Here is a 21,954-nt window from a genome sequence, read left to right as displayed (position 1 = left end):
CTAACATTTCCCCCCGGGGCCCCCCCCGGGGGGGGGGGGGCCGGGGGGGTGGGGGGGGGTTGTTGCGCTTGCTTTCAAAAACCACAACCCCCCCCCCCCCACCTGCCTAGTGCTCCACGAGTTCGTCGAGCGCCTGGTCGTAGCTCAGCCGGACATCGTGTTCGGCCTGGTCACCGCCCAGCAGTTCCACCCGGCTGGTCGCGGGCGGGTAGCCGCTGGCGATCACCGTGTAGGTCCCGGCGGGCAGGTCGCTGACCGTGTAGTTGCCCTCCGCGTCGGTCCTCGCCACGGCGGCGACGCCGCCCGAGGAGTCGAGCACGGTGATCCGCGCGTCCGGCACCACCCGGTCGCCGTCGGTGCGGGCGACCCCGCTCAGCAGGATCGTGCTGACCAGTTCGACGTCGTGGCGCAGCACCCCGGAACCGGTGGCGGTCAGCGTCGCCGCGACCGGCCGGAACCAGCGGCCGCTGGCGACGATCGTGTACCGCCCGCCCACGATGCCGGCGAACGAGTAGACGCCGTTCTCGTTGGTGTGCGTCCTGGCCACCTGATTGCCGTTGTGGTCGATCAGGGTGAGCGCCGCCCCCGCGACGTTCGTGGCGTCGTCCCGGCGGACGTGCCCGCTGATCTGCGCGGATCCGGCCCGGTAGGCCCCGTTGCCGTTGGTCATCGCGTGCTTGCCCGGCTCGACGGGCGCGGTCACCACGGTCTTCTCGGAAGCCGTCTCGACAGGCGCCTCTTCCTCTTCGAGGAGTGCTTCGCCGCCTTCGAGAGCCGAGGCCGCCGAAGGAGCCGAGCCGCCGAGCAGCGGGATCTCCTTCATGAACATCAGCACCAGCGTCGCCAGCAGCGCGACCGCGCCCGCCACGTAGAACACCGTGGTGATCGACTCGGTGAAGCCGATCAGCACCGGGGTCTTGATGGCCTCGGGCAGGCTCGCGATACCGCTCGTGTTCGACTGGATGTCGCCCAGCGCCGCCGCGCCGGGTCCGCTGGGCGGGTTGCCGCCGAACGCCTTGGTGATGTTGCCCGGCAGGACGTTGAACAGGATCGTCAGGAACACCGCGACACCCGCGGTACCACCGATCTGCCGGAAGAACGTCGCCGAAGCGGTCGAGACGCCCATGTCGCTGCGCGGGCCCGCGTTCTGCACCGCGATGATCAGCGTCTGCATGCAGGCACCGAGGCCCAGACCGATGATCGCGGCCGCGACCAGCGGGTGCCACAGCGCGCTGTTGTACTCGACCTGCGCGAAGAAGAACGCGCCCGCCGCGATCAGCAGCGTGCCGACCACCGGGAACACCTTGTAGCGACCGGTCTTGCTGGTGATCTGGCCCGAGATGATCGAACCGCTCATGATGCCCGCCATCAGCGGGATCATCAGCAGCCCCGACTCGGTCGGCGAGAACTCCTGAACCACCTGCATGTACTGCGGGATCATCATGATCGCGCCGAACATCGCGACACCGACGATGATGCCGCCGACGATCGCGACCGTGAAGGTCGAGTTCTTGAACAGCCGCAACGGGATCAGCGCCGCGTCCTTCATCAGCTTCTCGATGAGGATGAAGGCGACCACGCCGATGCCGCCGATGATGTAGCAGATGATCGCGTTCTGCGAGCCCCAGCCCCACTTGTTGCCCTGCTCGGCGACGATCAGGAACGGCACCACGGCGACGACGAGCGCGAGCCCGCCCCACCAGTCGATCTTGTGATCGTGGCGCTGGTGAGGCACGTTGAGCACGCGGGCCACCACGAACAGCGCGACGATCGCGATCGGCACGTTGATCAGGAAGACCCAGCGCCAGCCGGCGATGTCGTAGCCGAAGACGCTGCCGAGCTTGTCGAAGTCGGCGAAGAAGCCGCCGAGCACCGGGCCGAGCACGGTGGAGATACCGAACACGGCGAGGAAGTAACCCTGGTACCGGGCGCGTTCCCGCGGCGGGACGATGTCGCCCATGATCGTCATGGCCAGCGACATCAGACCGCCGGCGCCGAGGCCCTGGATCGCGCGGAACGCGGCCAGCTCGTACATCGACGTCGCGAACGCCGAGGCGATCGAGCCGACCAGGAAGATCGAGATCGCCGCGATGTAGAACGGTTTGCGCCCGTAGATGTCGGACAGCTTGCCGTAGATCGGCGTGACGATCGTCGAGGTGATCAGGTAGGCCGTGGTGATCCAGGCCTGCAGGTCGAACCCGTTGAGGTCATTGGCGATCCGGACGATCGAGGTACCCACGATCGTCTGGTCGAGCGCGGCGAGGAACATGCCCGACATCAGGCCGATCAGGATCGTGACGATCTGACGGTGACTGAGCCGGGGACCATCTTCGTGGATGGCTGGCGGACTTTCTACGGTGGAACTCATTGCTTCAGGCCCCCTTGGCCTTCGACGCCGACGCGGGGTCGGCGAACTGTGGAGATGTTTTTTCGAGGTCGTCGTTCAGCCGGTGGAACAGCGAGTTGAGGGTCTTCCGGTCGTCGTCGGACCAGTCGCCGAGCACCTCGGCGAGCCACTGGTTCCGCTGCTTCCGGTTCTCCTCGAACACCCGATGCCCTTCGGCGGTCGGTGCGAGCAGGCAGGCGCGGCCGTCTTCGGGGTCGGCCAGGCGTTCGACCAGCCCGTGCTGGACGAGGGAGCTCGACTGCCTGCTGATGGTCGAGATCTCTGAATGCAGGAACTCGGCGAGTTTGCTGGTTCGCTGGGGGCCGACGTGGATGAGGCAGAAGAGGATCGCGTACGCGGCCCGCTCGATGCCGTCCGGTCCCTGCTTGGACACCTGGGACTTGGCCCGGTTGACCAGGCGTACGAGCCGCACGAGCTCATGCCCGAGGGTGTCGGCCAGATCGAGGTCGGACTTCGACCTGGTGCCGGATGCCGTGGGTGTCATGGAGGTCTCTCTCGCCGGTTGCTTGGTCACTGCAACTAGTTGTCTAGAGCAAGGATGTTCCTCTCAAGGGAGGTTCGCAAGAAGAAAGTGACGTTGTGTGTCGGATGACACTTTAGTTGCCGCATGCAAGCACATTTATTCGTGCATGTTTGTCCGATTCGCCCTGAGCTGCGCTTTTGGTTTGATGGAGTCATGACCGACTCCGCGCTCTACGCGATCCTCGCCGGCCGAAACTTCGGCACCCTCGCCACCATCAAGCGGGACGGACGGCCCCAGCTGTCGACCGTCAATTACCTCTACGACGCGGACGCCGGCGCGATCCTGATCTCGATCACCGCGGCGCGAGCCAAGACCAAGAACCTCCAGCGCGACCCGCGGGCGACGTTCCACGTCTCGACGGAGAGTGGCGACGGCTACGTCGTCGTCGAGGGGCCGGCGGTGCTCACGCCGACCGCCGCTTCGCGTGACGACGCGACCGTCGACGCGCTCGTGGACCACTACCGGCGGGCGCGGGGCGAGCATCCGGACTGGGACGAGTTCCGGGACGCCATGGTCGCCGACCAGCGCGTTCTGCTCACCATCCCGATCGAGCGCGTCTACGGCCTGCAGATGTAGGGGGTCAGGGCTGGATGCGGGCCTTGATGTCGTCGATCCGGTCGAGCAAGGGGCTCGCGTCGTCCCGGCCGAGCGCGGCCCGCAGGTAGAGCCCGTCGCCCACCAGGATGACCAGTTCGGCGGTCAGCGGGTCGTCGACATGCTCGCTGATCAGGTCGTGGACCTTCTGGTTGTAGACCTGCACGACCTCGGAGACCCGGGGCTCGTTGAGCATGATCCTGATCGTCGCCATGGTCGTGCGGTGCAGCGCCTTGCGCTGGGTGACGTCGGTGATCGCCGTGCGCAGATACCAGGAAACGACGCCTTCGGGCGCCTTCTGTGCCTCTTCGAGATCCGCTTCCGACAGGGTCGCGAGACGTTCCATCAGGCCTTCGACCAGGGCTTCCTTGGAGCCGAAGTGGTAGAGCAGGCCGCCCTTCGACACCCCGGCGTGCGCGGCGACGGCGTCGAGGGTGACCCCGCCGGGGCCTTGCTCGATGAGGATCTCCTCGTAGGAGTCGAGGATGCGTTCCTTCGCGGTGGGCTTCGCCATATCAGTTGACTATACCGTCTGGACGGTTTACTTTCGAACGAGGCGGTAACTGTACCGTCCAGACGGTTTAGCTTAAGGAGAGTGCGCCATGGCGGGGCGCAAGCAGTGGTGGGCGTTGGCGGTACTGGTGCTTCCGGTGCTGCTGATCAGCGTGGACATGACGGTGCTCGGGTTCGCGCTGCCGTTCCTGTCCGAGGATCTGGCGCCGACCGGTGCGGAGCAGTTGTGGATCGTCGACATCTACTCGTTCATGCTGGCGGGTCTGCTGGTCCTGATGGGCACGCTCGGCGACCGCATCGGCCGTCGCAAGCTGCTGCTCATGGGTGCCGCGGCGTTCGGTGCCGCGTCGGTGCTCGCGGCCTTCTCGACCAGCGCGTTCATGCTGATCGTCGCCAGGGCGCTGCTCGGCGTGGGCGGCGCGACGCTGATGCCGTCGACGCTGTCGCTGATCCGCAGCATCTTCGCCGACCCCAAGCAGCGCCGGACCGCGATCGCGGTGTGGAGCGCGGGGTTCTCCAGCGGGATGGCGCTCGGGCCGGTGCTCGGCGGCTGGCTGCTGGAGCACTTCTGGTGGGGTTCGGTGTTCCTCATCAACGTCCCGGTGATGCTGGTCCTGCTGATCGTCGGACCGTTCGTGCTGCCGGAGGCGCGTGACCCGAAGCCGGGCCGCTTCGACCCGTTGTCGGCGCTGCTGTCGCTGGCCGCGATGCTGCCGGTGGTCTACGGCATCAAGCTGGTCGCCGAACACGGCTTCACCTTGAAGGCCGCGATCAGCGTCCTGATCGGGCTCGCGCTCGGCGTCGTGTTCGTCCGCAGGCAGAACCGTCTCGACGAGCCGATGCTCGACCTGAAGCTGTTCTCGAACCGGGCCTTCAGCGGCTCGGTCGTGACGAACATGCTCGGCGTGTTCGCCATGGTCGGCCTGCTGTTCCTGGTGCCGCAGTACCTGCAGCTGGTGCTCGGGCTGACCCCGGTCGTGGCCGCGCTGTGGATGCTGCCGGCGACGGTCGCCGGTATCGCGGGCGCGCTCCTCGCGGCTTCGCTCGCGAAGCGGATCCGGGTTTCGGTGCTGGTCAGTGGTGGTCTTCTGGTCGCGGCGGTCGGCTTCCTCGCCTTGACGCAGGTGTCGGCCGACGGCGGGCTCGCGTACGTCGTGGTGGCGTTCACGCTGCTCGGGGGCGGTGTCGCCCTGTCGGAGACCCTGACGAACGACCTGGTCGTCTCGGCCGCTCCGGCCGAACGCGCCGGGGCCGCTTCGGCGATCTCGGAAACCGGGTTCGAGCTGGGTGGCGCGCTCGGCACGGCCATCCTCGGCAGTGTCGCGACCGCCGTCTACCGGTCCGGACTCCCGGAGGGGGCGGCCGAATCCGCCCGGGACACGCTGGGCGGCGCGGTCGCGACCGCGCAGAGGCTCGACCCCGCGGCGGGGCAGGCGCTCCTGGATTCGGCCCGCGAGGCCTTCACCCAGGGGATGCACGTCACCGCATGGGCAGGCGTCGCCGTGCTCGTCTATACAGGTGTTCAGGCCTTCGTTCTGCTGGATCGGAAAAAAAATTCCGTAGTGCGGAGCTAATCGAGCCTACGATGAGGGTATGAACAACCATGCCCTGCTCACCCGCCTCCGCGAGCATCTCGGCGACGCCGCGGTGCTCACCGACACCGACGTCACGGACGCCTACTCGCGCGACATGATGCCGCTGGCCACCAGCGGCAAACCCCTCGCGGTGGTACTGCCGTCCGACGTGGAAGGTGTGCAGGCCGTGGTCAAGGCCTGCGCGGAGTTCGAGGTGCCGATCGTGCCCCGCGGCGCCGGCAGTGGTCTGTCCGGCGCCGCGAACGCGATCGACGGCTGTGTCGTGCTGGTGCTGACGAAGCTCGACCAGATCGTCGAGATCGACGAAGGCAACCGGCTCGCCGTCGTGCAGCCCGGCGTGGTGAACCTCGATTTCCGCAACGCGGTGGAGAAACACGGCCTGTTCTATCCGCCGGACCCGTCCAGCTACGACTGGTGCACCATCGGCGGGAACCTGTCCACCAACGCCGGTGGACTGTGCTGTGTGAAGTACGGCGTCACCACGGATTCCGTGCTGGGGCTGGAAGTCGTGCTCGCCGACGGCTCGGTGCTGAAGACCGGGCGGCGCACGGTGAAGGGCGTCGCGGGTTACGACCTCGCGCGGCTCTTCGTCGGCAGTGAGGGCACGCTCGGCGTGATCACCCAGGCGACCGTCGCGCTGAAACCGTTGCCGCAGCTGCCTTCCACCCTTGTCGCCGCCTTCAACAGCACGGAGGCCGCGGGCGAGGCCGTCGCGCGGGTCGTGCGTGAAGGCCTGGTGCCGTCGCTGATGGAGATCATGGACGCGACGTCCATCAAGGCCGCCGAGGCCTACCTCAAAACCGACCTCGGCACGAGCTCGGACTGCAAAGCCTTGCTGCTCGCGCAATCCGACTCCGGCGGCGAGGTCGCGCGGAAGGAACTCGCTGTGCTGGAACAGATCTGCGTCGACTGCGGCGCGGATCTGGCCTACGCCACCGAGGATCTCGAAGAGGGCAAGATGCTGTTGCAGGCGCGGCGGGTCGTGCTCACCGCGCTGGAGATGTACGGCGTCTGGCTGACCGACGACGTCTGCGTGCCGCGCACGCGCATCGCCGAGCTGATCGCCGGCTGCGAGCGGATCAGCGAAGAGGTGGGGTTGCGGATCGCCGTCGTCGGCCACGCCGGTGACGGCAACATGCACCCGACGATCGTCTACGCGCCCGATTCCGAGGAGGAGTTCGCCCGCGCGAGGATCGCCTTCGACGCGATTCTCGACGTGGCGCTGTCACTGGGCGGGACGGTCACCGGCGAGCACGGTATCGGCCGGATCAAGCGCGAGTGGCTGGAGAAGGAGATCGGCGAGGTCGGCATTCGCGTGCACCGGGAGATCAAGCGGGCACTGGACCCGGGGAACCTCTTCAACCCGGGCTCGATGTTCTCCCTCTGAACGCCATGAACGGTCCGTTCCTTGCGAAATTTGCAAGGAACGGACCGTTCATGGCACGTCGGAAGGGTCAGTCGCGGATGCGCGGGATCTGCTGGGTCGCGTCGGCGTCCGTGGCGGGCGCGTGCTTCTTCTCGCGGCGCGCCTTCAGATACTCGATAACGATCGGCACCACCGAAACCAGCACGATCAGGATGAAGATCGCGTCGACGTTGTCGCGGATGAACGCGACGCCGCCGAGCAGGTGGCCGAGCGCGGTGATCCCGGCGGCCCACAGGATGCCGCCGATGACGGTGTAGGTGAAGTACTTCTTCGGGTCCATCTTGCCGATGCCGGCGATCCAGGTGATGAACGTCCGCACGAACGGCACGAACCGCGCCAGCACGACCGCCTTCGGCCCGTGCTTCTCCAGGAAGGCATGGGTCTGGTCCACGTACTTCTGGTTGAAGAACTTCGAATCCGGCTTGCGGAACAGCCAGGGGCCGACCTTCCAGCCGAGGCCGTACCCGACCGCGTTGCCGAGCAGCGCGGCGACGGTGACCAGGACGCACACCAGCCACAGCGGCGCCTCGATCGAACCGTTCGCGATGAACAGGCCCGCGGTGAACAGGAGGGAGTCACCGGGCAGCACCGGGAAGACGCTGCTCTCGATGAAGATGATCAGGCAGAGCACGGTGATGACCGGAACGGTCAGCCCGCTCAGCAGGTGCTGCGGGTCCAGCCACTCCGGCAGGAGGCCCATCGTCGTCACGTTGTTCTGCGCCAGGATCACACCAAAACGGTACAGGGTGACGCAGAGTGCCTTGACCCGGCGGGAGAGGGCGCTCAGATCAGTGTGAGCAGCCCGATCACCGAACCGGCGGCGAGCCCGAGCAGCACGGCCAGCAGCAACACCCAGTACGCGGGCAGCGGCGGGCTGCCCGGCGAAGGTGCCTGCGGCGGTGCCGGACGCTCCGCCAGCCTGGCCGTCTCCGCGTCCTCCAGCGCGACGCGCTCTCGTTCGAGCGAGTCCGCGCCGGCACCGGACAGCAGGCCGTACTGCGGCGGCAGTTCGTTCTTCCCGGAAGGAACCTCCGGGACACTACGCTCCGTGTCCGTTTCGGTCGGTTTGTCCGCAGTGGCTTCGGAGAGCCGCTCCGCCGAAGGGGCGAAGACGGCCTGAGCGCGCAAGGCATCGGCTAGGAGCTTCTCCGGGTCCTTGGGCTCGCTCATCCGGGACTCCTTTCGCCGCTACCCGTCGCTGACCGACACGCCGCCTTCGACCGCGCCGCTCAGCGGGGCCGTGGCGCTCAATGTATCCGCAGCGTCGTCTTTGACCCACTCGCCCTGACGAAGCACCTTGACCGGCCGCAGGTCGCGGTCGAGCACGACGAGGTCGGCCGCGAGCCCGGCCCGCAGCGAGCCGGTCCGGTCGGCGATGCCGAGCAGTTCGGCGGGGCGCCCGGAGGTCGCGCGGACGGCGTCGAGCAGGTCGATACCCGCACCGCGGACCAGGTTACGGAAGGCCGCGTCCATGGTCAGCGTGCTGCCGGCCAGCGAACCGTTGCCCGCCAGGGTGGCGACGCCGTCGCGGACGTCGACCTCGAGGCGGCCGAGGATGTAGCTGCCGTCGGCGGCGTCGGTGGCCGACATGGCGTCGGTGATGAGCACCGTCCGGCCCTTGCCCGCGTGGTGTGCGGCCAGCCGCAGCACGGTCGGATGCACGTGGACGAGGTCGCAGATCAGTTCGACGGTGATGCGTTCGTCGTCGAGGAGCGCGCCGATGGGGCCCGGTTCGCGATGGTGGAGCGGCCGCATGGCGTTGAAGAGGTGGGTCGCGACGGAGGCGCCCGCGTCGATCGCGGGGATGATCTGGTCTTCGACGCCGTCGGTGTGCCCGATTGCGGCGATGACGCCCGATTCGGCCAGTTGCCGGACCGCCTTGATCCCGCCGTGCAGTTCGGGGGCGAGGGTGACCATCCGGATGTCGCCGCGGCCCGCGCCGAGCAGCGCGTCGACCGTCGCCGTGTCCGGCTCGATCAGCGTGGCCGGATCGTGTGCCCCGCACCGCGCCTTCGAGATGAAGGGTCCTTCAAGGTGAATTCCGGCAAGTTCACCCTCTTGGACCAGCTCACGCAGGGCCGCGATCTGGTCCTTGAGCACCGGGATGGGGTCCGAGACCAGACTGCCGAGCATGGTCGTGGTCCCGTGCCGCCGATGCGCGCGGACCGCGCGGAACAGCTCCTCGGGGTTCGCACTGGAGAACGATCCGCCTCCGCCACCGTGGCAGTGGGTGTCGACGAAGCCGGGCACGACCAGGGCCCCGTCCACGTCGACGCGATCGATGTCCGGGGGTGTCCCGGAACCGACTTGGACGATCTTGCCGCCGGCGATAGCCAGCCAGCCGTCGTCGAGTACACGGTCCGGGGCGACGACCCGGCCGCCCACGATCACGAAATCTCCGGCGCCTCTCACGCCCCCCAGCATATATTGGTCTGGACCAAGCATGGCGGCACAACCCAGCGCTCGAGATCAAGGCCGGGTGTCAGTTCGGCGACTGCATAGCTTTCTGCAGTGCTTCCAGCGCCCGGCTGGCGGTTGACTTAACGGTACCTTTCGAAATCCCCGCGGCCTCGGAGATTTCGGCCTCACTCAGCCCACCGTAGTAACGGAGGACCAAAACCTCGCGCTGGCGAGGGGGCAGTTTGGACAAAGCGCTCACAACGGCCTGATGTTCACTCGACAGCATGGCGAGGCTTTCGGCCGAACGCGCGTTGACGGCGTGCGGCGCGACGTACTCGCGTGCGGTCTTGCGGCGCCGCAGCACACTGCGTGATCCGTTGACCACGGCGGTGCGCAGATAGCCGACGGCCGCGGCGGCGTCGCGCAGGCGTCCCCAGTTGCGGTGCAGCCCGGTGAAGGCCTCCTGGACGACGTCTTCGGCGGTCGCCGGTTCGTCCACGAGCAGGATGGCCAGGCGCACGAGCCGCATCCGGTGCTGGCGATAGAGATCCTCAAGGGTCAGCGGTGCCGCAGGCGGCGGTGGCGTGACCGGTCCGTCCATGGTGCGCAGGTGGCCGAGGGTCGCCTCGACACTGCGTTCCGCATTGCCCTCGAGCATGTACCCCTACCTGTTCATTTACCCCTTTGAAGCACAACCTGTGCGTGGCGCCACGCCAGCGTATCGGGTGGGGCGTGAGTCCTGCCTGGTCGGATCCTGAGAAGCTGGGCGGCGTCTGTCGTAACGACCTTGGAGATGTCGATGGCCTGGTTCCTGGTGGAGATCACGTACGTGCAGGAGAAGCTGGCGGACGTCCGTCCCCGGCACCGGAAGTTCCTCTCCGACCTCGCCGACCAGGGCGTCGTCGCGCTCGGCGGCCCGCTGGGCGACGGCTCCGGCGGCATCTCGATGTACCAGGCGGCCGACGAGGCGGCGCTGCTCGAGATCATCGACCAGGATCCGTACCACCTCGAAGGTGTCGTGGCGGAGCGGACGGTGCGCGAGTTCAAGCCGGTGATCGGTTCCTGGATCCCGCAAGAAGACTGACGGCTCAGAGATCGAGGGTGACCGGCTCGCGTTCGACGCAGACCCGGACGCGGTCGCCGGTCACCGTCGGCAGTTCGCACGTCCCGCAGAACCCCTGACGGCACGAATACGCGATACCGGGCACGGTCTCGCGCAGGACGTCGAGCGTCGTCCGGTCGGCGGGCACGTCCAAAATCCGGCCGCTGCGGGCCAGTTCGACGCGGAACGGCTTGCCGCCCACGATCGGCGGCGTCGAGAACCGTTCGAAGAACACCGGTCCCGAACCGCGCAGCGCGGCGTCCGTCCGGACGCCGACGATCATCGGAACCGGGCCGCAGCAGTAGATCGGCGCGCCTTCCGGTGCTCCTTCGAGGAGTTCCGCGCCGGAGGCCGGGATTCCGTAGTCCGTGTCCGGGCGAATCCAGACCCGATCACCAAATTCGGACAATTCCTCCAGGAACGGCATGGAAGCCTCGTCGCGACCGGTGTAGACCAGTCGCCAGTCCGCGCCGGAAGCGGCCGCCTGCCGCACCATCGGCAGGATCGGCGTGATCCCGATCCCGCCCGCGATGAACAGATACGCCGGGCTCGCGACGAACGGGAAGGCGTTGCGCGGGCCGCGCGCGGTGATCCGCGCGCCCTTCTTCAGCGCGTGCATCGCCGCCGAGCCCTCGCCGAGCAACCGGACTCCGACGCGGTAGGCCGAGCGGTCGTCCGGGTCGCCGCACAGGGAGTACTGACGGACGAGACCCGGCCGCGGCGAGAGGTCGATGTGCGCGCCGGGCCGCCACCGCGGCAGTTGCTCGCCGCGTTCGTGCACCAGCCGCAGGACGGCGACGCCGTCCGCCTGGGCGCGGAGGTCGTCGACGACCAGCGGGAGGTCTCGGTCGACGGCGACCACAGGCGGACGGCGACGGCCGCTCACCCCGCTGAGCCTGCGGTACAGCGCGACGACACCGGTCAGCGACGCCATCGCGCGGTCGGTGCGCCCGCTGCCGTCGAGCCGCAGCGGCCTTGTCATCGGGGTTCGTCGGCGGCCAACGCGGCCGGAGAACTCGCGAGGTACGCGACGGCCTGATCGGTGTTGCCGGTTTCGGTGGGGTGATAGGACTTCCGGAAGTACGGCCGGATCTCACGCCGCAACTGCTTGCCCGACGGCAGAAGCCCGCGCTTCGCCACGCGCAGATAGGTCCGGAAACTCGTCTTGCCCGGCCGGGTCGGGTCGTTCTTCATCAGGAACCTGGTGCCCCGCAAGAAGACCCACGCGAGCACCGGCGTCACCACGAGCATGCTGCGCACGCGGCGCGTGTAGCGGCCGTCGAGGTGCATGAACAGATCGAAGGCGACCGAGCGGTGCTCGACCTCTTCGGCGCCGTGCCAGCGCAGGAGATCCAGCATCGTCGGATCGGCGCCGGCCTTGTCGAGCGCTTCGGCGTCGAGGACCCACTGGCCGAGGAAAGCGGTGTAGTGCTCGATCGCGGCGATGATCGCGAGCCGTTCGATCAGCCACTCTTCGCGCCGCTTGGCGGAAAGCTCACGGTCGCCGAGCAGTCGGCGGAACATCCACTCCATCTGCGCGATGTACGGGCGGACGTTCACACCCGCGGCTTCGAGGTGTCCGGCCGCGCCGTCGTGTGCCTCGGCGTGCATGGCCTCTTGGCCGATGAAGCCGAGGACGTCCTCCTTGAGCCGCTCGTCGCGGATCAGTGGCACAGCCTGCTTGAACACCTCGACGAACCAGCGCTCACCTTCCGGCAGCGCCAGATGCAGCACGTTGATCGTGTGCGTCGCCTGCGGTTCGCCGGGGATCCAGTGCATCGGCAGCGACGCCCAGTCGAACTCGACGTCGCGGGCGTGCAGGACGATCTGCTCATGGTCGGTCACGACGACCGCCCGCTGAGCTCGTAGTCGCTCGGGTCGACCTTGCGGGTCTCGAGCCAGTAGCGCCAGGTGAACCCGGGCCAGATCGTGCGGTTGACGCCCTTCGCGTCGAGGTACCAGCTCTTGCAGCCGCCCTGGGTCCACACGCCCTTGACGAGTTTGTCCTGGATCTCGTGCTGGAACTTCTCCTGCACGCCGGGGCGGACGTCGAGCGCGGCGGCACCGCGGGAATCGGCGAGCTTGATCGCGTCGACGACGTACCGCGCCTGCGATTCGATCATGAAGACCACGGAGTTGTGGCCCAGAGCGGTGTTCGGGCCGAGGAGGAAGAACAGGTTCGGGAAGCCGGAGACGGTGATGCCCTTGTGCGTGCGCATCCCCTCGGTGGCCCATTCCTTGGCGAGGTCGCGGCCGTCGATCCCGGTGATGTCCAGGTATTCCAAGGCATCCGTGACCTTGAAGCCGGTGCCGTAGATGATCGCGTCGACCTCGTGCTCGACGCCGTTCCCGTCGACGACGCTGTGCGCCTTGACCTCGCGCACGCCTTCGGTGTTGACGTCCACATTGGACCGATTGATCGCCGGGTAGTAGTCGTTGGAGATCAGCACCCGCTTGCAGCCCATGGTGTAGTCGGGGGTGACCTTCTTGCGCAGCTTCGGATCCTTGATGGCCTTGCCGATGTGGCGTTTCGCGATCACCTCGCCGGCCTTCATGATCGCGGGGTGACCGTTGAAGCCGACGGCGCGCACTTCGAGGAACCAGTACAGCGCGTTGCGGTAAAGCCGTTGTACACCGGGAATCCGGCGGAACGCGGTCTTGGCCCAGCCCGGCATCGCGTGGTCGGGTTTCGGCATGATCCACGGCGGCGTGCGCTGGAACAGCGTCAGCTCGTCGACCTCGGGGGCGATCTTCGGGACGAACTGGATCGCGCTGGCACCGGTGCCGACCACGGCGACCTTCTTGCCGCGCAGGTCGTACTCGTGGTTCCACTGCGCCGAATGCCAGGTCTGGCCCTTGAACTTCTCGATCCCGGGCAGCTGGGGCACCTGCGGGATGTGCAGGCCGCCGACGCCGGAGACGACGAACTGAGCCTCGATGTCCTGGCCGGATTTGGTGTGGACGTGCCAGCGGCGCGCGGTGTCGTCCCAGGTGGCGCCGGTGAGCTCGACGCCGAACCGGATCTTGCGCCGCAGCCGGTACTTGTCGGTGACGTCCTTGAGGTACTGGAAGATCTCGGGGGCGGGCGAGAACGACCGCGACCAGTCCGGGTTCTGCTCGTACGAGAACGAGTACATGTGGGACTGCACGTCGCAGGCGCAGCCGGGGTACGAGTTGTCGCGCCACGTACCGCCGACTTCGTCCGCCTTCTCCAGGATCACGTAGTCGGAGATCCCGGCCTTTTCCAGCTGGATGGCCTGGCCGAGCCCGGAGAATCCGGTGCCCACGATCACGACCTTGAATCGCTCGGTCATCTGTGCCCTCCACGTCGAGGCGTTCTTGCGCAGATGACGTTACCTGAAGTAACAGTTACTTGCTAGTACTACCTACCCGTCAGTATGTGCCACCGAGCTTCGTGTGGTCCCAGCTCGCGATCTTGGTCGGCCGGAAAATCAGCCCGATCCGCTTCGGGGCCTGCTTGCCGATGAACCCGGAGAGCTCGTCGGGCACCGGGTCCCCGGGCTTCGCGCCCGCGTATCGCTGCATGAGCTGGATACCCATCTGGGTGACCACGGCCGTATCGGTGATGACCTCGACGTCGGCCTCGAGCGAGACCCCGCGCAGCTTGTCGTAGCTTTCGCCGTCCTCGATGAGCACGGTGGCGCGCGGGTCGCGCTCCAGGTTCTTCGCCTTCTGGGACGTGCCATAGGTCCAGGTCGCGACGCCGGACTCGTGCGGGTAGTACCAGAGCGGGGCCAGATGCGGGCGGCCGTTCGGGCCGATCGTCGCGACGTTGATGACCTTCTGCTCGTCGAGGTACGCGGCGAGTTCTTCGGGTGACATGCGGATCTGGTCGCGACGGGACATGCGTCAGCCCTTTCGTGTGGCGGCCCGGCCTGCCTGACCGGTTATCGAAGATTCGTACGCGCCGCGCTCCTTGATGTCCATGAGCGCGGCGGCGTCGGCCTTCTTGATCCGGCTCCTCGCGCCGATCTCGATGATCGGCGGCAGGAAGGCGCGGATCAGCTTCAGGCCGCCGACCCAGCGGGGCACGTGCACGGTGCGGGCGCGTTTGTTGACGCCGGCCTGAAGGTGGTCGAGCGCGACGGACAGCGGATAGGTCTTGCCGAGCAGGCCGGGCATGCCGGTGCGGAGCTTGCCGAAGACCGGGTGCTGGTCGGCGCTCTCGACCAGGTCGGTGCGGATCCAGGTGGGGTGCGCGACGCCGACCTTCACGCCGAGATGCGCGACTTCGGCGCGGAAGCTGTTGCAGAACGCCTCGACGCCCGCCTTCGCGGCGGCGTAATTGGCCATGCCCGGCGCGTGCGTGATCGCGGCCAGCGAGGAGATCGCGAGCAGGTAGCCCTTGCGGTCGATGACATGCGGAAGGGTGACGCGGAAGGTGCGCCAAACGCCCAGGAGGTCGACCTCGATGACCTTCTCGAAGGCGGCCGGGTCCACCGACCGGACGAAACCGGAGGTCGCGATGCCGGCGTTCGCGATGACGATGTCGATGCCGCCGAAGTGCTCGACGACGCCCGCGGTGGCCCGCTCGAGGTCGTCCCAGCTGGTGACGTCGGCTTCCCAGGCGTGGGCGCCGGGGCCGATCTTGTCGGCGACGGCCTGCTGTTCCTTGGCTTCGATGCCGACCAAAGCGACCTTCGCGCCCTGCGCGGCCAGGCGCTCGGCGAGCCCCGCGCCGATGCCCCTCGCGGCGCCGGTGATCAGGACGACCTTGCCGTTCACGCTGTTCTTGGCCACGTTGCCTCCTCGTCCGAGCCCTACGGCTTTCGGACGGTACCCCAACCTACCCGGAGTAAGCTACCCGCAAGTAGGCGGGCTGAAGGGGCCCTTCGCCGCATGCGACGCGGTGAAGGGCCCTTTCAGTGCGTGAGATGCGGGGAAAGTCCCCTTCAGCCCCCGGAGGCGGCGGTGAGGGCGTCGATCTCGTCCGGGGTGAGCGAGAGGTCGACGGCTGGCAGGAGGTCGTTCAGTTGCTCGACCGAGCGGGCGCTCGCGATGGGTGCGGCGACCGTCGGCTGCGCGAACAGCCAAGCCAGCGAGACGGCGGCGACCGGAACCGCGTGGGCGGCCGCGATCTCGTCGAGCGCCGAGAGCACCCGCTCGCCGCGTTCGTCCAAATAGGACGAAGCGCGGGCGGCGCGCGGGCTGTCCCCGAGGTCGTCCTTCGACCGGTACTTCCCGGCGAGGAAACCCTTGGCCAGCGAGAAATACGGCAGGGTGGCCAGTCCCTCGCGTTCGACGGTCGGCGCCAGGTCGCGCTCGTAATCCCGCTCGACGAGGTTGTAGTGCGGCTGCAGCGCGACGTACTTCGCCAGCCCCTCACGGTCCGAAATGGACAGTGCTTCGCTCAGCCGTTCGGCGGAGTAGTTCGACGCCGCGACGTAACGGACCTTGCCCGCGCGCACGAGCGCGTCGAAGGCTCGCAGCGTCTCTTCGATCGGGGTGTCCGGATCGTCGATGTGGGCGTAGTAGAGGTCGATGTGATCGGTCCGGAGACGGCGCAGCGAGTCCTCGGCCGCCGCCGCGATGTTCGCCGCGGACAATCCCTTGCGCTGGTCCCACATACCGGTCTTGGTCGCGATGACGACGTCGTCACGGCGGCCGCGTTCGGTCAGCCAGTCGCCGATGATCGTCTCGGAGCCGCCCTTGGAGTACAGGTCGGCCGTGTCGATGAAGTTGCCGCCCGCCGCCGTGTAGGCGTCGAGGACGGCGAAGGACTGCTCCTTGTCCGCGGTCCAGCCGAAGACGTTCCCGCCCAGGTTGATCCCGCGGACGTCGAGGTCGGTGTTCCCGAGTTTCGCCATGCTTCGAACATAAGGGAAGACATCGCCCGCCCGGGGTGTTGGCTCGGAACATGGGAATCGAACTCGGCAAGATCGGCATCTGGCAGCACGAATCCGTCTTCACCCCGGAACTCGCCCGTGAGCTGGAGGAACTCGGCTACGGCGCGATCTGGCTGGGCGGCTCGCCGTCGGGAGACCTCGCGAAGGCGGAGGAACTCCTCGACGCGACGAAGACGATCAAGGTGGCCACCGGCATCGTCAACATCTGGCAGGACGACGCGGCCACGGTCGCCGAGTCGTACAAGCGCATCGAAGCGAAGCACCCGGGCCGCTTCCTGCTCGGCGTCGGCGCCGGGCACCGCGAGCACACCGCCGAGTTCAAGAAGCCGTACACCGCGCTGGTCGAGTACCTCGACGCGCTCGACGCCGCCGGAGTGCCCGTCGAGGGCCGCGCGCTCGCCGCCCTCGGCCCGAAGGTGATCAAACTCGCAGGAGACCGTACGGCGGGAGCCCACCCCTACCTGATGACGCCCGAGCACACCCGCCAGGCGCGCGAGATCCTCGGCGAAGGACCGCTGCTCGCGCCCGAGCAGAAGGTCGTGCTCGAGACCGATCCGGCGAAGGCCCGCGAGATCGGGCGTGGCATCGTCAAGTTCTATCTCGGCCTGGTCAACTACACGAACTCCCTGCGGAAACTCGGTTTCACCGACGAGGACCTGGCGGGCGAGGGCAGCGACAAGCTGGTCGACGCGCTGGCCGTCCACGGCGACGCCGAGACCGTCGGCCGCGGTGTCACCGCGCATCTCGAAGCCGGGGCGGACCACGTCACCGTCCAGGTACTGAACCAGGACCCCGTGCCGGTCTACCGGGCGCTCGCCGCCGTCCTCCTCTGACGCGACGGCTGTAGGCACCTCCCGGCCGACCTCGTACGATGCGGCCGAGAGGTGCACCAGCCTGCTTCGAGGAGGAGTAAACGATGCCCATCGCCACCCCCGAGGTCTACGCGGAGATGCTCGACCGGGCGAAGGCGAACGAATTCGCCTACCCGGCCATCAACGTGACCTCGTCGGAGACCCTGAACGCCGCCATCCGCGGGTTCGCCGAGGCGGAGAGCGACGGGATCATCCAGTTCTCCACCGGCGGCGCGGAGTTCGCCTCCGGCCAGAAGGTCAAGGACATGGTGACCGGTTCGGTCGCGCTCGCCGAGTTCGCTCAGGTCGTCGCCGCCAAGTACGACGTGAACGTCGCGCTGCACACCGACCACTGCCCGAAGGACAAGCTCGACGGCTTCGTCCGCCCGCTGATCGAGATCTCCGCGGAGCGGGTCAAGAACGGCCAGAACCCGCTGTTCCAGAGCCACATGTGGGACGGTTCCGCGATCGACCTCGACGAGAACCTCGAGATCGCGCAGGAACTGCTCGCCAAGGCCGCGGCCGCGAACATCATCCTCGAGGTCGAGATCGGCGTCGTCGGCGGCGAGGAAGACGGCGTCGAAGCCGAGATCAACGAGAAGCTGTACACCGCCGAGGGCGACTTCCTGAAGACGATCGACGCGCTCGGCTCCGGCGAGAACGGCCGCTACCTGCTGGCCGCGACCTTCGGCAACGTGCACGGCGTCTACAAGCCCGGCAACGTGAAGCTGCGCCCGGACGTGCTCAAGGGCGGCCAGGAAGCGGCGTCGAAGAAGCTCGGCCTCCCGGCGGGTTCGAAGCCGTTCGAGCTGGTCTTCCACGGCGGCTCCGGCTCGCTGCCGGAGGAGATCCGCGAGGCGGTGTCCTACGGCGTCGTGAAGATGAACGTCGACACCGACACGCAGTACGCCTTCACCCGGCCCATCGCGGACCACTTCTTCAAGAACTACGACGGCGTCCTGAAGATCGACGGCGAGGTCGGCAACAAGAAGGTCTACGACCCGCGTAGCTACCTGAAGGCCGCTGAGGCCGGCATGGCCGCGCGCATCGTCGAGGCCGCTCAGTCGCTGGGCTCGGCGGGCAACAAGCTCTGACCCCGCTCCGCGTTTAGTCCTCTGAATGCAGAAGTACGTGAAGGCCCCTTCACCGCGTCCAGCGCAGTGAAGGGGGCCTTCACGTACTCAGAGTGGGAGTCCGACCGACGGTTCAAGATCAGCAAAATGTCGGTCACTTGCACTGTGGAATGTCGGTTCACCCGGTCGTGGAATGTCGGTTGAAGGTACTGTGAGATGTACACGAACCGACCTTTCGGGGAGCAATGGCCGAATCAGACCTGGCCCGCGCCTGCTGCGCCGTCGCCGAGGAGTACTTGTCGAGCTTCCGGGTCGTGATCCTCAACGGTCCCCGTCAGGCGGGCAAGACCACCATGCTCAGGCACCTTCACCGGCGCCACGGCGGGACCATCTTCAACCTGGACGACGAGCAGCTTCTGCAAGCGGCCATCGCCGATCCGGTCGGGTTCGCCGGTACCGGCCCGGAACCCAGGCTCATCGATGAGGTGCAGCGGGCGGGAGACCCGCTGATCAGAGCCATCAAAGCAGTAGTCGACGCGGACGGCGGGCCAGGACGCTACGTCCTGGCGGGGTCGACCCGGTTCCTCGCGACGCCGAGCCTCTCCGAATCCTTGGCCGGTCGGGGCGTCGTCGTCGACGTTCGGCCGTTTTCGCAAGGTGAGTTCACCGGAAACGTCGAGCGGTTCATCGATGTCGCCTTCGACGAACCCGGCCGTTTGCTCGGCCTCGCTCCTTCGAACGTCGATCGCGCCGATTACTTCGCACGCATCTGCAGAGGCGGGTTTCCCGAGCCGGCCCTTCTCGACAGTGTGCGAGCGCGCAAAGCCTGGTTCCGCGCCTATGTGCAGGCCATCGCGGAACGCGATATCCGGGAGATGGCCAGGGTCAACGAACCCAGCGCCATGACGGCCTTGTTGTCCTATCTGGCTTCCATCACGGCGCAAGAGCACAACAGCGTGAACACGGCGTCCAGGACCGGCCTTCACCGCACCACGGTGAACAAGTACGTCGAATTGCTTGAAGCGGTGTTCCTGGTCCACCGGCTTCCGGCTTGGTCACGAAACTTGACCTCTCGGGCGGTGAAGCACGCGAAGCTTCACCTCACCGACACGGGACTCGCCGCTTCTTTGCTCGGTGTGTCCCCGGAATCCTTGGCAAAGCCCGTGGCGCCTACCCGAGGACCCCTTGTCGAGACCTTCATCGTCAACGAACTCGCCAAGCAGGCGACGTGGAGCGAAGCCGAGGTCCGGCTGTATCACTGGCGAGTGAGTGGTGGGGCCGAGGTCGATGTGGTCTTGGAACGGGACGACGGGCAGGTCGTCGGTATCGAATCGAAGGCGCGGGACACCGTGACCGCGGCGGACTTCCGCGGACTCGCTCAGCTACGGGATCTGCTCGGTGATCAGTTCACGCACGGAATCGTCCTGCACACCGGAAGCCAGGGCGCCATCAGCTTCGGTGATCGGCTGATGGCGCTCCCGCTCGCTTCGTTGTGGCAGGCCGGGCAGGATCAGGATTGAGCCTCAGGCGGCCGGCAGTGTCGTCTTCTCGCGACGCTTCTCCAGCAGCGAGTTCACCGCTCGCGTCCCCGGCCCGGCGGCGGCCCACAGCGCACCGACGCCGACCAGGCAGACCGCGGCCGTCCAGTAGGCCACCGGCGGCGCCGACTCCGTATGCGCGTCGCCGAGGATCCACGGCCGGAACTGCGACTGCACCCATAGCATCCCGTAGCCGAACGCCGTCACCAGCAGCGCGCCCGCGCCCGCAGTCAGCAGCGGATGCCCCCGGCCGATCCGGAACGCCAGGTCGACGGCGAGGCCGACGGCGAGCAGGTAGAACGGCACGACCGACACCGGGAAGCCCATCCCGAGCAGCAGCGGCCACATCACCAGCCGGTAGCCGAGGTAGACGGCGGCGACCGTCGTGCCCGCCCAGCGGAAGCCGGTCGTGTGCCGCGCCAGCGCGAAGATCAGCGCCATCACGCCGATGCCCCACAGCGGGTACACCCAGTCGTCGATCGGCATCGTGAAGTACTCGACGGCCACCCGGTCGACCGGATGCCCGATCTGGTTGGCGGCGAAGTTCAGCAGCTCGGGCTCGGCCTCGGGCGTGCCGCGCTCCCAGGCGCGCAGGCCGAGGATGCCGTACTCCTGCTGACCGTTCGGGAAGAACGTGTTCTCCAGGAAGAAGGCCCACAGTCCGATCAGGACACCGGTGCGCAGGCGGCCGGGTTTGGCGTACTTGAGCCAGCCCATGATGACGCCGGCCTGCATGATGCCCGTTCCGATGTAGAGCATCATGTGCGACGGGCTCCACGCGGTCAGGTCGAGACCGTTGACGCGGTGGTTGATGACGTCCAGCGGCGCCGCGATGAGGAACACCACGAGCCCGATCTGCATCAGCCGCAGCGAACGCCGATCGGCGCCCAAGCCGGTGTAGCTGTGGATCGCCACCAGCACCATGATGATCACCGTGCCGACGGTGTTGATCAGGTGCGGCGGGGCGAGGTCGTCCCGCAGCCACATGAAATGCCACGACATGTCCCAGGACGAGCCCACCAGCTTGAAGGCGAACGCGGCCAGCCACATCGAGTAGCAGAAGTTCAGCACCCAGTCCGGCGTCGCCTGTCCCGGCGCGCCGCGGTGCCAATGAAGTTTGAAGAACAGCCTGGTCTTCGCGATCGGGCTGCGGGGGATGACACCCGGCGAAAGGTCCCCGGTCACTTCTGTCGCCTTTGTCATGCGGGCTATCTTCCCTGCTCCAGATCACGGGATGGGCATTTGGGGTCGAAAATCGGGGTTCACCCGTAGGGGTGGCTGATTTGCGATCGGCGTGCGAAGCAGGGCAAGGTGTGCCGCCATGATGCCGAAACGACTCGTCGCGGCGGTCCTCGTGGCCGCTCTGGTGCTGGCTGGTGGGGGCATTCTCGGGAGCCTGTTCTTCTAGTCACACGCGGTCGGCACAATGGCCGGTATGACGAACCTCCTCGGCCCCCAGCCGACGCATCTCCCCGAGCACACCGCCGCGCAGGCGGCGCTGGACGCCGGGACCGATCCGGCCGCCGTCGCCGCCGAGCACCCCGACTACAGCGAGGCGTGGGCCGCCCTCGCCGAGAAGGCGTTCGAAGCCGGCGAGACCGTCGCCGCGTACGCGTACGCCCGCACCGGTTACCACCGCGGCCTCGACCAGCTTCGCCGCGCGGGTTGGAAGGGACACGGCCCGGTGCCGTGGTCGCACCGCCCGAACCAGGGTTTCCTGCGTTCCCTCGCCGTCCTCGGCAAGGCCGCCGGCAAGATCGGCGAGACGGAGGAGTACGACCGCTGCAAGACCTTCCTCAGCGACTCGGACCCCGCCGCCGCGGAAGCCACCGGCCTCAAGTGACCTCGTGAGTGGTAAGGACGGTTATTGAGCCGAAGGTCAAACGTGGCGTGTTCTTGGGCGGGCTGATGGTGGGATGAAGGCTCCCTTCGTCGCGTCTAATGCGGTGAAAGGAGCCTTGGCCCTGGTCAAGCGCGGGGGGGGGGGGGGGGGGGGGGGGGGGGGGGGGGGGGGGGGCGGAGCCCACCCCCCCCCCCCCCCCCCCCCCCACCGCAGCCGAACCCC

The 21,954-nt window shown here is 67.5% G+C and carries 22 protein-coding genes; 8 read left to right on the top strand and 14 right to left on the bottom strand.

Annotation, left to right across the window (positions count from 1 at the left end; genetic code table 11):
* Positions 1-106: 106 nt before the first annotated feature.
* Together ACIRGA_RS27020 and ACIRGA_RS27015 are read right to left on the bottom strand one after the other, a co-directional pair.
* Complete coding sequence (locus ACIRGA_RS27020; protein ID WP_400945750.1) at positions 107-2,368, bottom strand: MFS transporter; 2,262 nt, start codon at positions 2,366-2,368, stop codon at positions 107-109.
* Positions 2,369-2,372: 4 nt separating this feature from the next.
* Positions 2,373-2,891, bottom strand: coding sequence for a MarR family winged helix-turn-helix transcriptional regulator (locus ACIRGA_RS27015; protein ID WP_400945747.1), 519 nt, complete (start codon positions 2,889-2,891; stop codon positions 2,373-2,375).
* Positions 2,892-3,083: 192 nt separating this feature from the next.
* On the opposite strand from ACIRGA_RS27015, the gene ACIRGA_RS27010 reads away from it, so the two are divergent.
* Positions 3,084-3,506 carry a PPOX class F420-dependent oxidoreductase gene (locus ACIRGA_RS27010; RefSeq protein ID WP_400945744.1) on the top strand — a complete coding sequence of 141 codons (423 nt, stop codon included), beginning with the start codon at positions 3,084-3,086 and terminating at the stop codon, positions 3,504-3,506.
* Positions 3,507-3,510: 4 nt separating this feature from the next.
* Here ACIRGA_RS27010 and ACIRGA_RS27005 read toward each other — a convergent pair whose 3' ends face one another.
* The gene (locus tag ACIRGA_RS27005; protein WP_400945742.1) at positions 3,511-4,038 is read right to left on the bottom strand and encodes a TetR/AcrR family transcriptional regulator; all 528 of its coding nucleotides are present in this window, start codon (positions 4,036-4,038) and stop codon (positions 3,511-3,513) included.
* 88 nt (positions 4,039-4,126) lie between these two features.
* Between ACIRGA_RS27005 and ACIRGA_RS27000 the strand changes: the two genes are divergently transcribed.
* Positions 4,127-5,611, top strand: a complete 1,485-nt coding sequence (locus tag ACIRGA_RS27000; RefSeq protein WP_400945740.1) for an MFS transporter — start codon at positions 4,127-4,129, stop codon at positions 5,609-5,611.
* Between the two features lie 19 nt (positions 5,612-5,630).
* Complete coding sequence (locus ACIRGA_RS26995; protein WP_400945738.1) at positions 5,631-7,019, top strand: FAD-binding oxidoreductase; 1,389 nt, start codon at positions 5,631-5,633, stop codon at positions 7,017-7,019.
* Between the two features lie 67 nt (positions 7,020-7,086).
* Here ACIRGA_RS26995 and ACIRGA_RS26990 read toward each other — a convergent pair whose 3' ends face one another.
* The 4 genes from ACIRGA_RS26990 to ACIRGA_RS26975 form a co-directional block, all read right to left on the bottom strand.
* The gene (locus ACIRGA_RS26990) at positions 7,087-7,788 is read right to left on the bottom strand and encodes a DedA family protein (RefSeq protein ID WP_400945735.1); all 702 of its coding nucleotides are present in this window, start codon (positions 7,786-7,788) and stop codon (positions 7,087-7,089) included.
* 53 nt (positions 7,789-7,841) lie between these two features.
* Positions 7,842-8,228 carry a hypothetical protein gene (locus tag ACIRGA_RS26985; RefSeq protein WP_400945733.1) on the bottom strand — a complete coding sequence of 129 codons (387 nt, stop codon included), beginning with the start codon at positions 8,226-8,228 and terminating at the stop codon, positions 7,842-7,844.
* 18 nt (positions 8,229-8,246) lie between these two features.
* The gene (gene nagA, locus ACIRGA_RS26980; RefSeq protein ID WP_400945841.1) at positions 8,247-9,449 is read right to left on the bottom strand and encodes an N-acetylglucosamine-6-phosphate deacetylase; all 1,203 of its coding nucleotides are present in this window, start codon (positions 9,447-9,449) and stop codon (positions 8,247-8,249) included.
* A 91-nt stretch (positions 9,450-9,540) separates the two neighbouring features.
* Positions 9,541-10,116, bottom strand: a complete 576-nt coding sequence (locus ACIRGA_RS26975; protein WP_007032484.1) for a SigE family RNA polymerase sigma factor — start codon at positions 10,114-10,116, stop codon at positions 9,541-9,543.
* 141 nt (positions 10,117-10,257) lie between these two features.
* On the opposite strand from ACIRGA_RS26975, the gene ACIRGA_RS26970 reads away from it, so the two are divergent.
* A complete protein-coding gene (locus tag ACIRGA_RS26970) occupies positions 10,258-10,542 on the top strand; it encodes a YciI family protein (RefSeq protein ID WP_400945732.1) in 285 nt (94 codons plus the stop codon).
* A gap of 4 nt (positions 10,543-10,546) precedes the next feature.
* Here ACIRGA_RS26970 and ACIRGA_RS26965 read toward each other — a convergent pair whose 3' ends face one another.
* The 6 genes from ACIRGA_RS26965 to ACIRGA_RS26940 form a co-directional block, all read right to left on the bottom strand.
* The gene (locus tag ACIRGA_RS26965; RefSeq protein WP_400945730.1) at positions 10,547-11,542 is read right to left on the bottom strand and encodes a PDR/VanB family oxidoreductase; all 996 of its coding nucleotides are present in this window, start codon (positions 11,540-11,542) and stop codon (positions 10,547-10,549) included.
* On the bottom strand, positions 11,539-12,405 hold the full coding sequence (locus ACIRGA_RS26960) for a metal-dependent hydrolase (protein WP_400945728.1): 867 nt from the start codon (positions 12,403-12,405) through the stop codon (positions 11,539-11,541). Before ACIRGA_RS26960 ends, ACIRGA_RS26965 begins: the two co-directional genes overlap by 4 nt.
* The gene (locus tag ACIRGA_RS26955) at positions 12,402-13,874 is read right to left on the bottom strand and encodes a flavin-containing monooxygenase (protein ID WP_400945726.1); all 1,473 of its coding nucleotides are present in this window, start codon (positions 13,872-13,874) and stop codon (positions 12,402-12,404) included. Before ACIRGA_RS26955 ends, ACIRGA_RS26960 begins: the two co-directional genes overlap by 4 nt.
* Before the next feature lie 79 nt (positions 13,875-13,953).
* Positions 13,954-14,427 carry a pyridoxamine 5'-phosphate oxidase family protein gene (locus tag ACIRGA_RS26950; protein ID WP_400945723.1) on the bottom strand — a complete coding sequence of 158 codons (474 nt, stop codon included), beginning with the start codon at positions 14,425-14,427 and terminating at the stop codon, positions 13,954-13,956.
* A gap of 3 nt (positions 14,428-14,430) precedes the next feature.
* Positions 14,431-15,321 carry an SDR family oxidoreductase gene (locus ACIRGA_RS26945; protein ID WP_400945720.1) on the bottom strand — a complete coding sequence of 297 codons (891 nt, stop codon included), beginning with the start codon at positions 15,319-15,321 and terminating at the stop codon, positions 14,431-14,433.
* A 152-nt stretch (positions 15,322-15,473) separates the two neighbouring features.
* The gene (locus ACIRGA_RS26940; protein ID WP_400945717.1) at positions 15,474-16,388 is read right to left on the bottom strand and encodes an aldo/keto reductase; all 915 of its coding nucleotides are present in this window, start codon (positions 16,386-16,388) and stop codon (positions 15,474-15,476) included.
* 50 nt (positions 16,389-16,438) lie between these two features.
* Here ACIRGA_RS26940 and ACIRGA_RS26935 point away from each other — a divergent pair, with 50 nt between their 5' ends.
* The 3 genes from ACIRGA_RS26935 (at position 16,439) to ACIRGA_RS26925 (ending at position 19,871) form a co-directional block, all read left to right on the top strand.
* A complete protein-coding gene (locus ACIRGA_RS26935) occupies positions 16,439-17,260 on the top strand; it encodes an LLM class F420-dependent oxidoreductase (RefSeq protein ID WP_400945715.1) in 822 nt (273 codons plus the stop codon).
* 83 nt (positions 17,261-17,343) lie between these two features.
* Positions 17,344-18,372, top strand: coding sequence for a class II fructose-bisphosphate aldolase (gene fbaA, locus ACIRGA_RS26930; RefSeq protein ID WP_400945713.1), 1,029 nt, complete (start codon positions 17,344-17,346; stop codon positions 18,370-18,372).
* A 224-nt stretch (positions 18,373-18,596) separates the two neighbouring features.
* Positions 18,597-19,871, top strand: coding sequence for an ATP-binding protein (locus ACIRGA_RS26925; RefSeq protein WP_400945711.1), 1,275 nt, complete (start codon positions 18,597-18,599; stop codon positions 19,869-19,871).
* A 3-nt stretch (positions 19,872-19,874) separates the two neighbouring features.
* On the opposite strand, the gene ACIRGA_RS26920 is transcribed toward ACIRGA_RS26925, so the two are convergent.
* Entirely contained in the window at positions 19,875-21,092 is a 1,218-nt protein-coding gene (locus tag ACIRGA_RS26920; RefSeq protein ID WP_400945709.1) for a hypothetical protein, read from the bottom strand.
* A gap of 232 nt (positions 21,093-21,324) precedes the next feature.
* Here ACIRGA_RS26920 and ACIRGA_RS26915 point away from each other — a divergent pair, with 232 nt between their 5' ends.
* Entirely contained in the window at positions 21,325-21,732 is a 408-nt protein-coding gene (locus tag ACIRGA_RS26915; RefSeq protein WP_400945707.1) for a DUF3151 domain-containing protein, read from the top strand.
* Positions 21,733-21,954: the final 222 nt, after the last annotated feature.

Source organism: Amycolatopsis sp. NPDC102389 (assembly GCF_044765885.1).
Classification (GTDB): Bacteria; Actinomycetota; Actinomycetes; order Mycobacteriales; family Pseudonocardiaceae; genus Amycolatopsis.
The sequence above is the reverse complement of the archived record's forward strand: the minus strand, read 5'-3'. Positions and strand labels throughout refer to the sequence as shown.

Bases quoted from the DNA above. Each gene is read 5' to 3' on its own strand.
- ACIRGA_RS27020 (WP_400945750.1), bottom strand. From the start codon at position 2,368: ATGAGTTCCACCGTAGAAAGTCCGCCAGCCATCCACGAAGATGGTCCC.
- ACIRGA_RS27015 (WP_400945747.1), bottom strand. From the start codon at position 2,891: ATGACACCCACGGCATCCGGCACCAGGTCGAAGTCCGACCTCGATCTG.
- ACIRGA_RS27010 (WP_400945744.1), top strand. From the start codon at position 3,084: ATGACCGACTCCGCGCTCTACGCGATCCTCGCCGGCCGAAACTTCGGC.
- ACIRGA_RS27005 (WP_400945742.1), bottom strand. From the start codon at position 4,038: ATGGCGAAGCCCACCGCGAAGGAACGCATCCTCGACTCCTACGAGGAG.
- ACIRGA_RS27000 (WP_400945740.1), top strand. From the start codon at position 4,127: ATGGCGGGGCGCAAGCAGTGGTGGGCGTTGGCGGTACTGGTGCTTCCG.
- ACIRGA_RS26995 (WP_400945738.1), top strand. From the start codon at position 5,631: ATGAACAACCATGCCCTGCTCACCCGCCTCCGCGAGCATCTCGGCGAC.
- ACIRGA_RS26985 (WP_400945733.1), bottom strand. From the start codon at position 8,228: ATGAGCGAGCCCAAGGACCCGGAGAAGCTCCTAGCCGATGCCTTGCGC.
- ACIRGA_RS26975 (WP_007032484.1), bottom strand. From the start codon at position 10,116: ATGCTCGAGGGCAATGCGGAACGCAGTGTCGAGGCGACCCTCGGCCAC.
- ACIRGA_RS26970 (WP_400945732.1), top strand. From the start codon at position 10,258: ATGGCCTGGTTCCTGGTGGAGATCACGTACGTGCAGGAGAAGCTGGCG.
- ACIRGA_RS26965 (WP_400945730.1), bottom strand. From the start codon at position 11,542: ATGACAAGGCCGCTGCGGCTCGACGGCAGCGGGCGCACCGACCGCGCG.
- ACIRGA_RS26955 (WP_400945726.1), bottom strand. From the start codon at position 13,874: ATGACCGAGCGATTCAAGGTCGTGATCGTGGGCACCGGATTCTCCGGG.
- ACIRGA_RS26950 (WP_400945723.1), bottom strand. From the start codon at position 14,427: ATGTCCCGTCGCGACCAGATCCGCATGTCACCCGAAGAACTCGCCGCG.
- ACIRGA_RS26940 (WP_400945717.1), bottom strand. From the start codon at position 16,388: ATGGCGAAACTCGGGAACACCGACCTCGACGTCCGCGGGATCAACCTG.
- ACIRGA_RS26935 (WP_400945715.1), top strand. From the start codon at position 16,439: ATGGGAATCGAACTCGGCAAGATCGGCATCTGGCAGCACGAATCCGTC.
- fbaA (WP_400945713.1), top strand. From the start codon at position 17,344: ATGCCCATCGCCACCCCCGAGGTCTACGCGGAGATGCTCGACCGGGCG.
- ACIRGA_RS26925 (WP_400945711.1), top strand. From the start codon at position 18,597: ATGGCCGAATCAGACCTGGCCCGCGCCTGCTGCGCCGTCGCCGAGGAG.
- ACIRGA_RS26920 (WP_400945709.1), bottom strand. From the start codon at position 21,092: ATGACAAAGGCGACAGAAGTGACCGGGGACCTTTCGCCGGGTGTCATC.
- ACIRGA_RS26915 (WP_400945707.1), top strand. From the start codon at position 21,325: ATGACGAACCTCCTCGGCCCCCAGCCGACGCATCTCCCCGAGCACACC.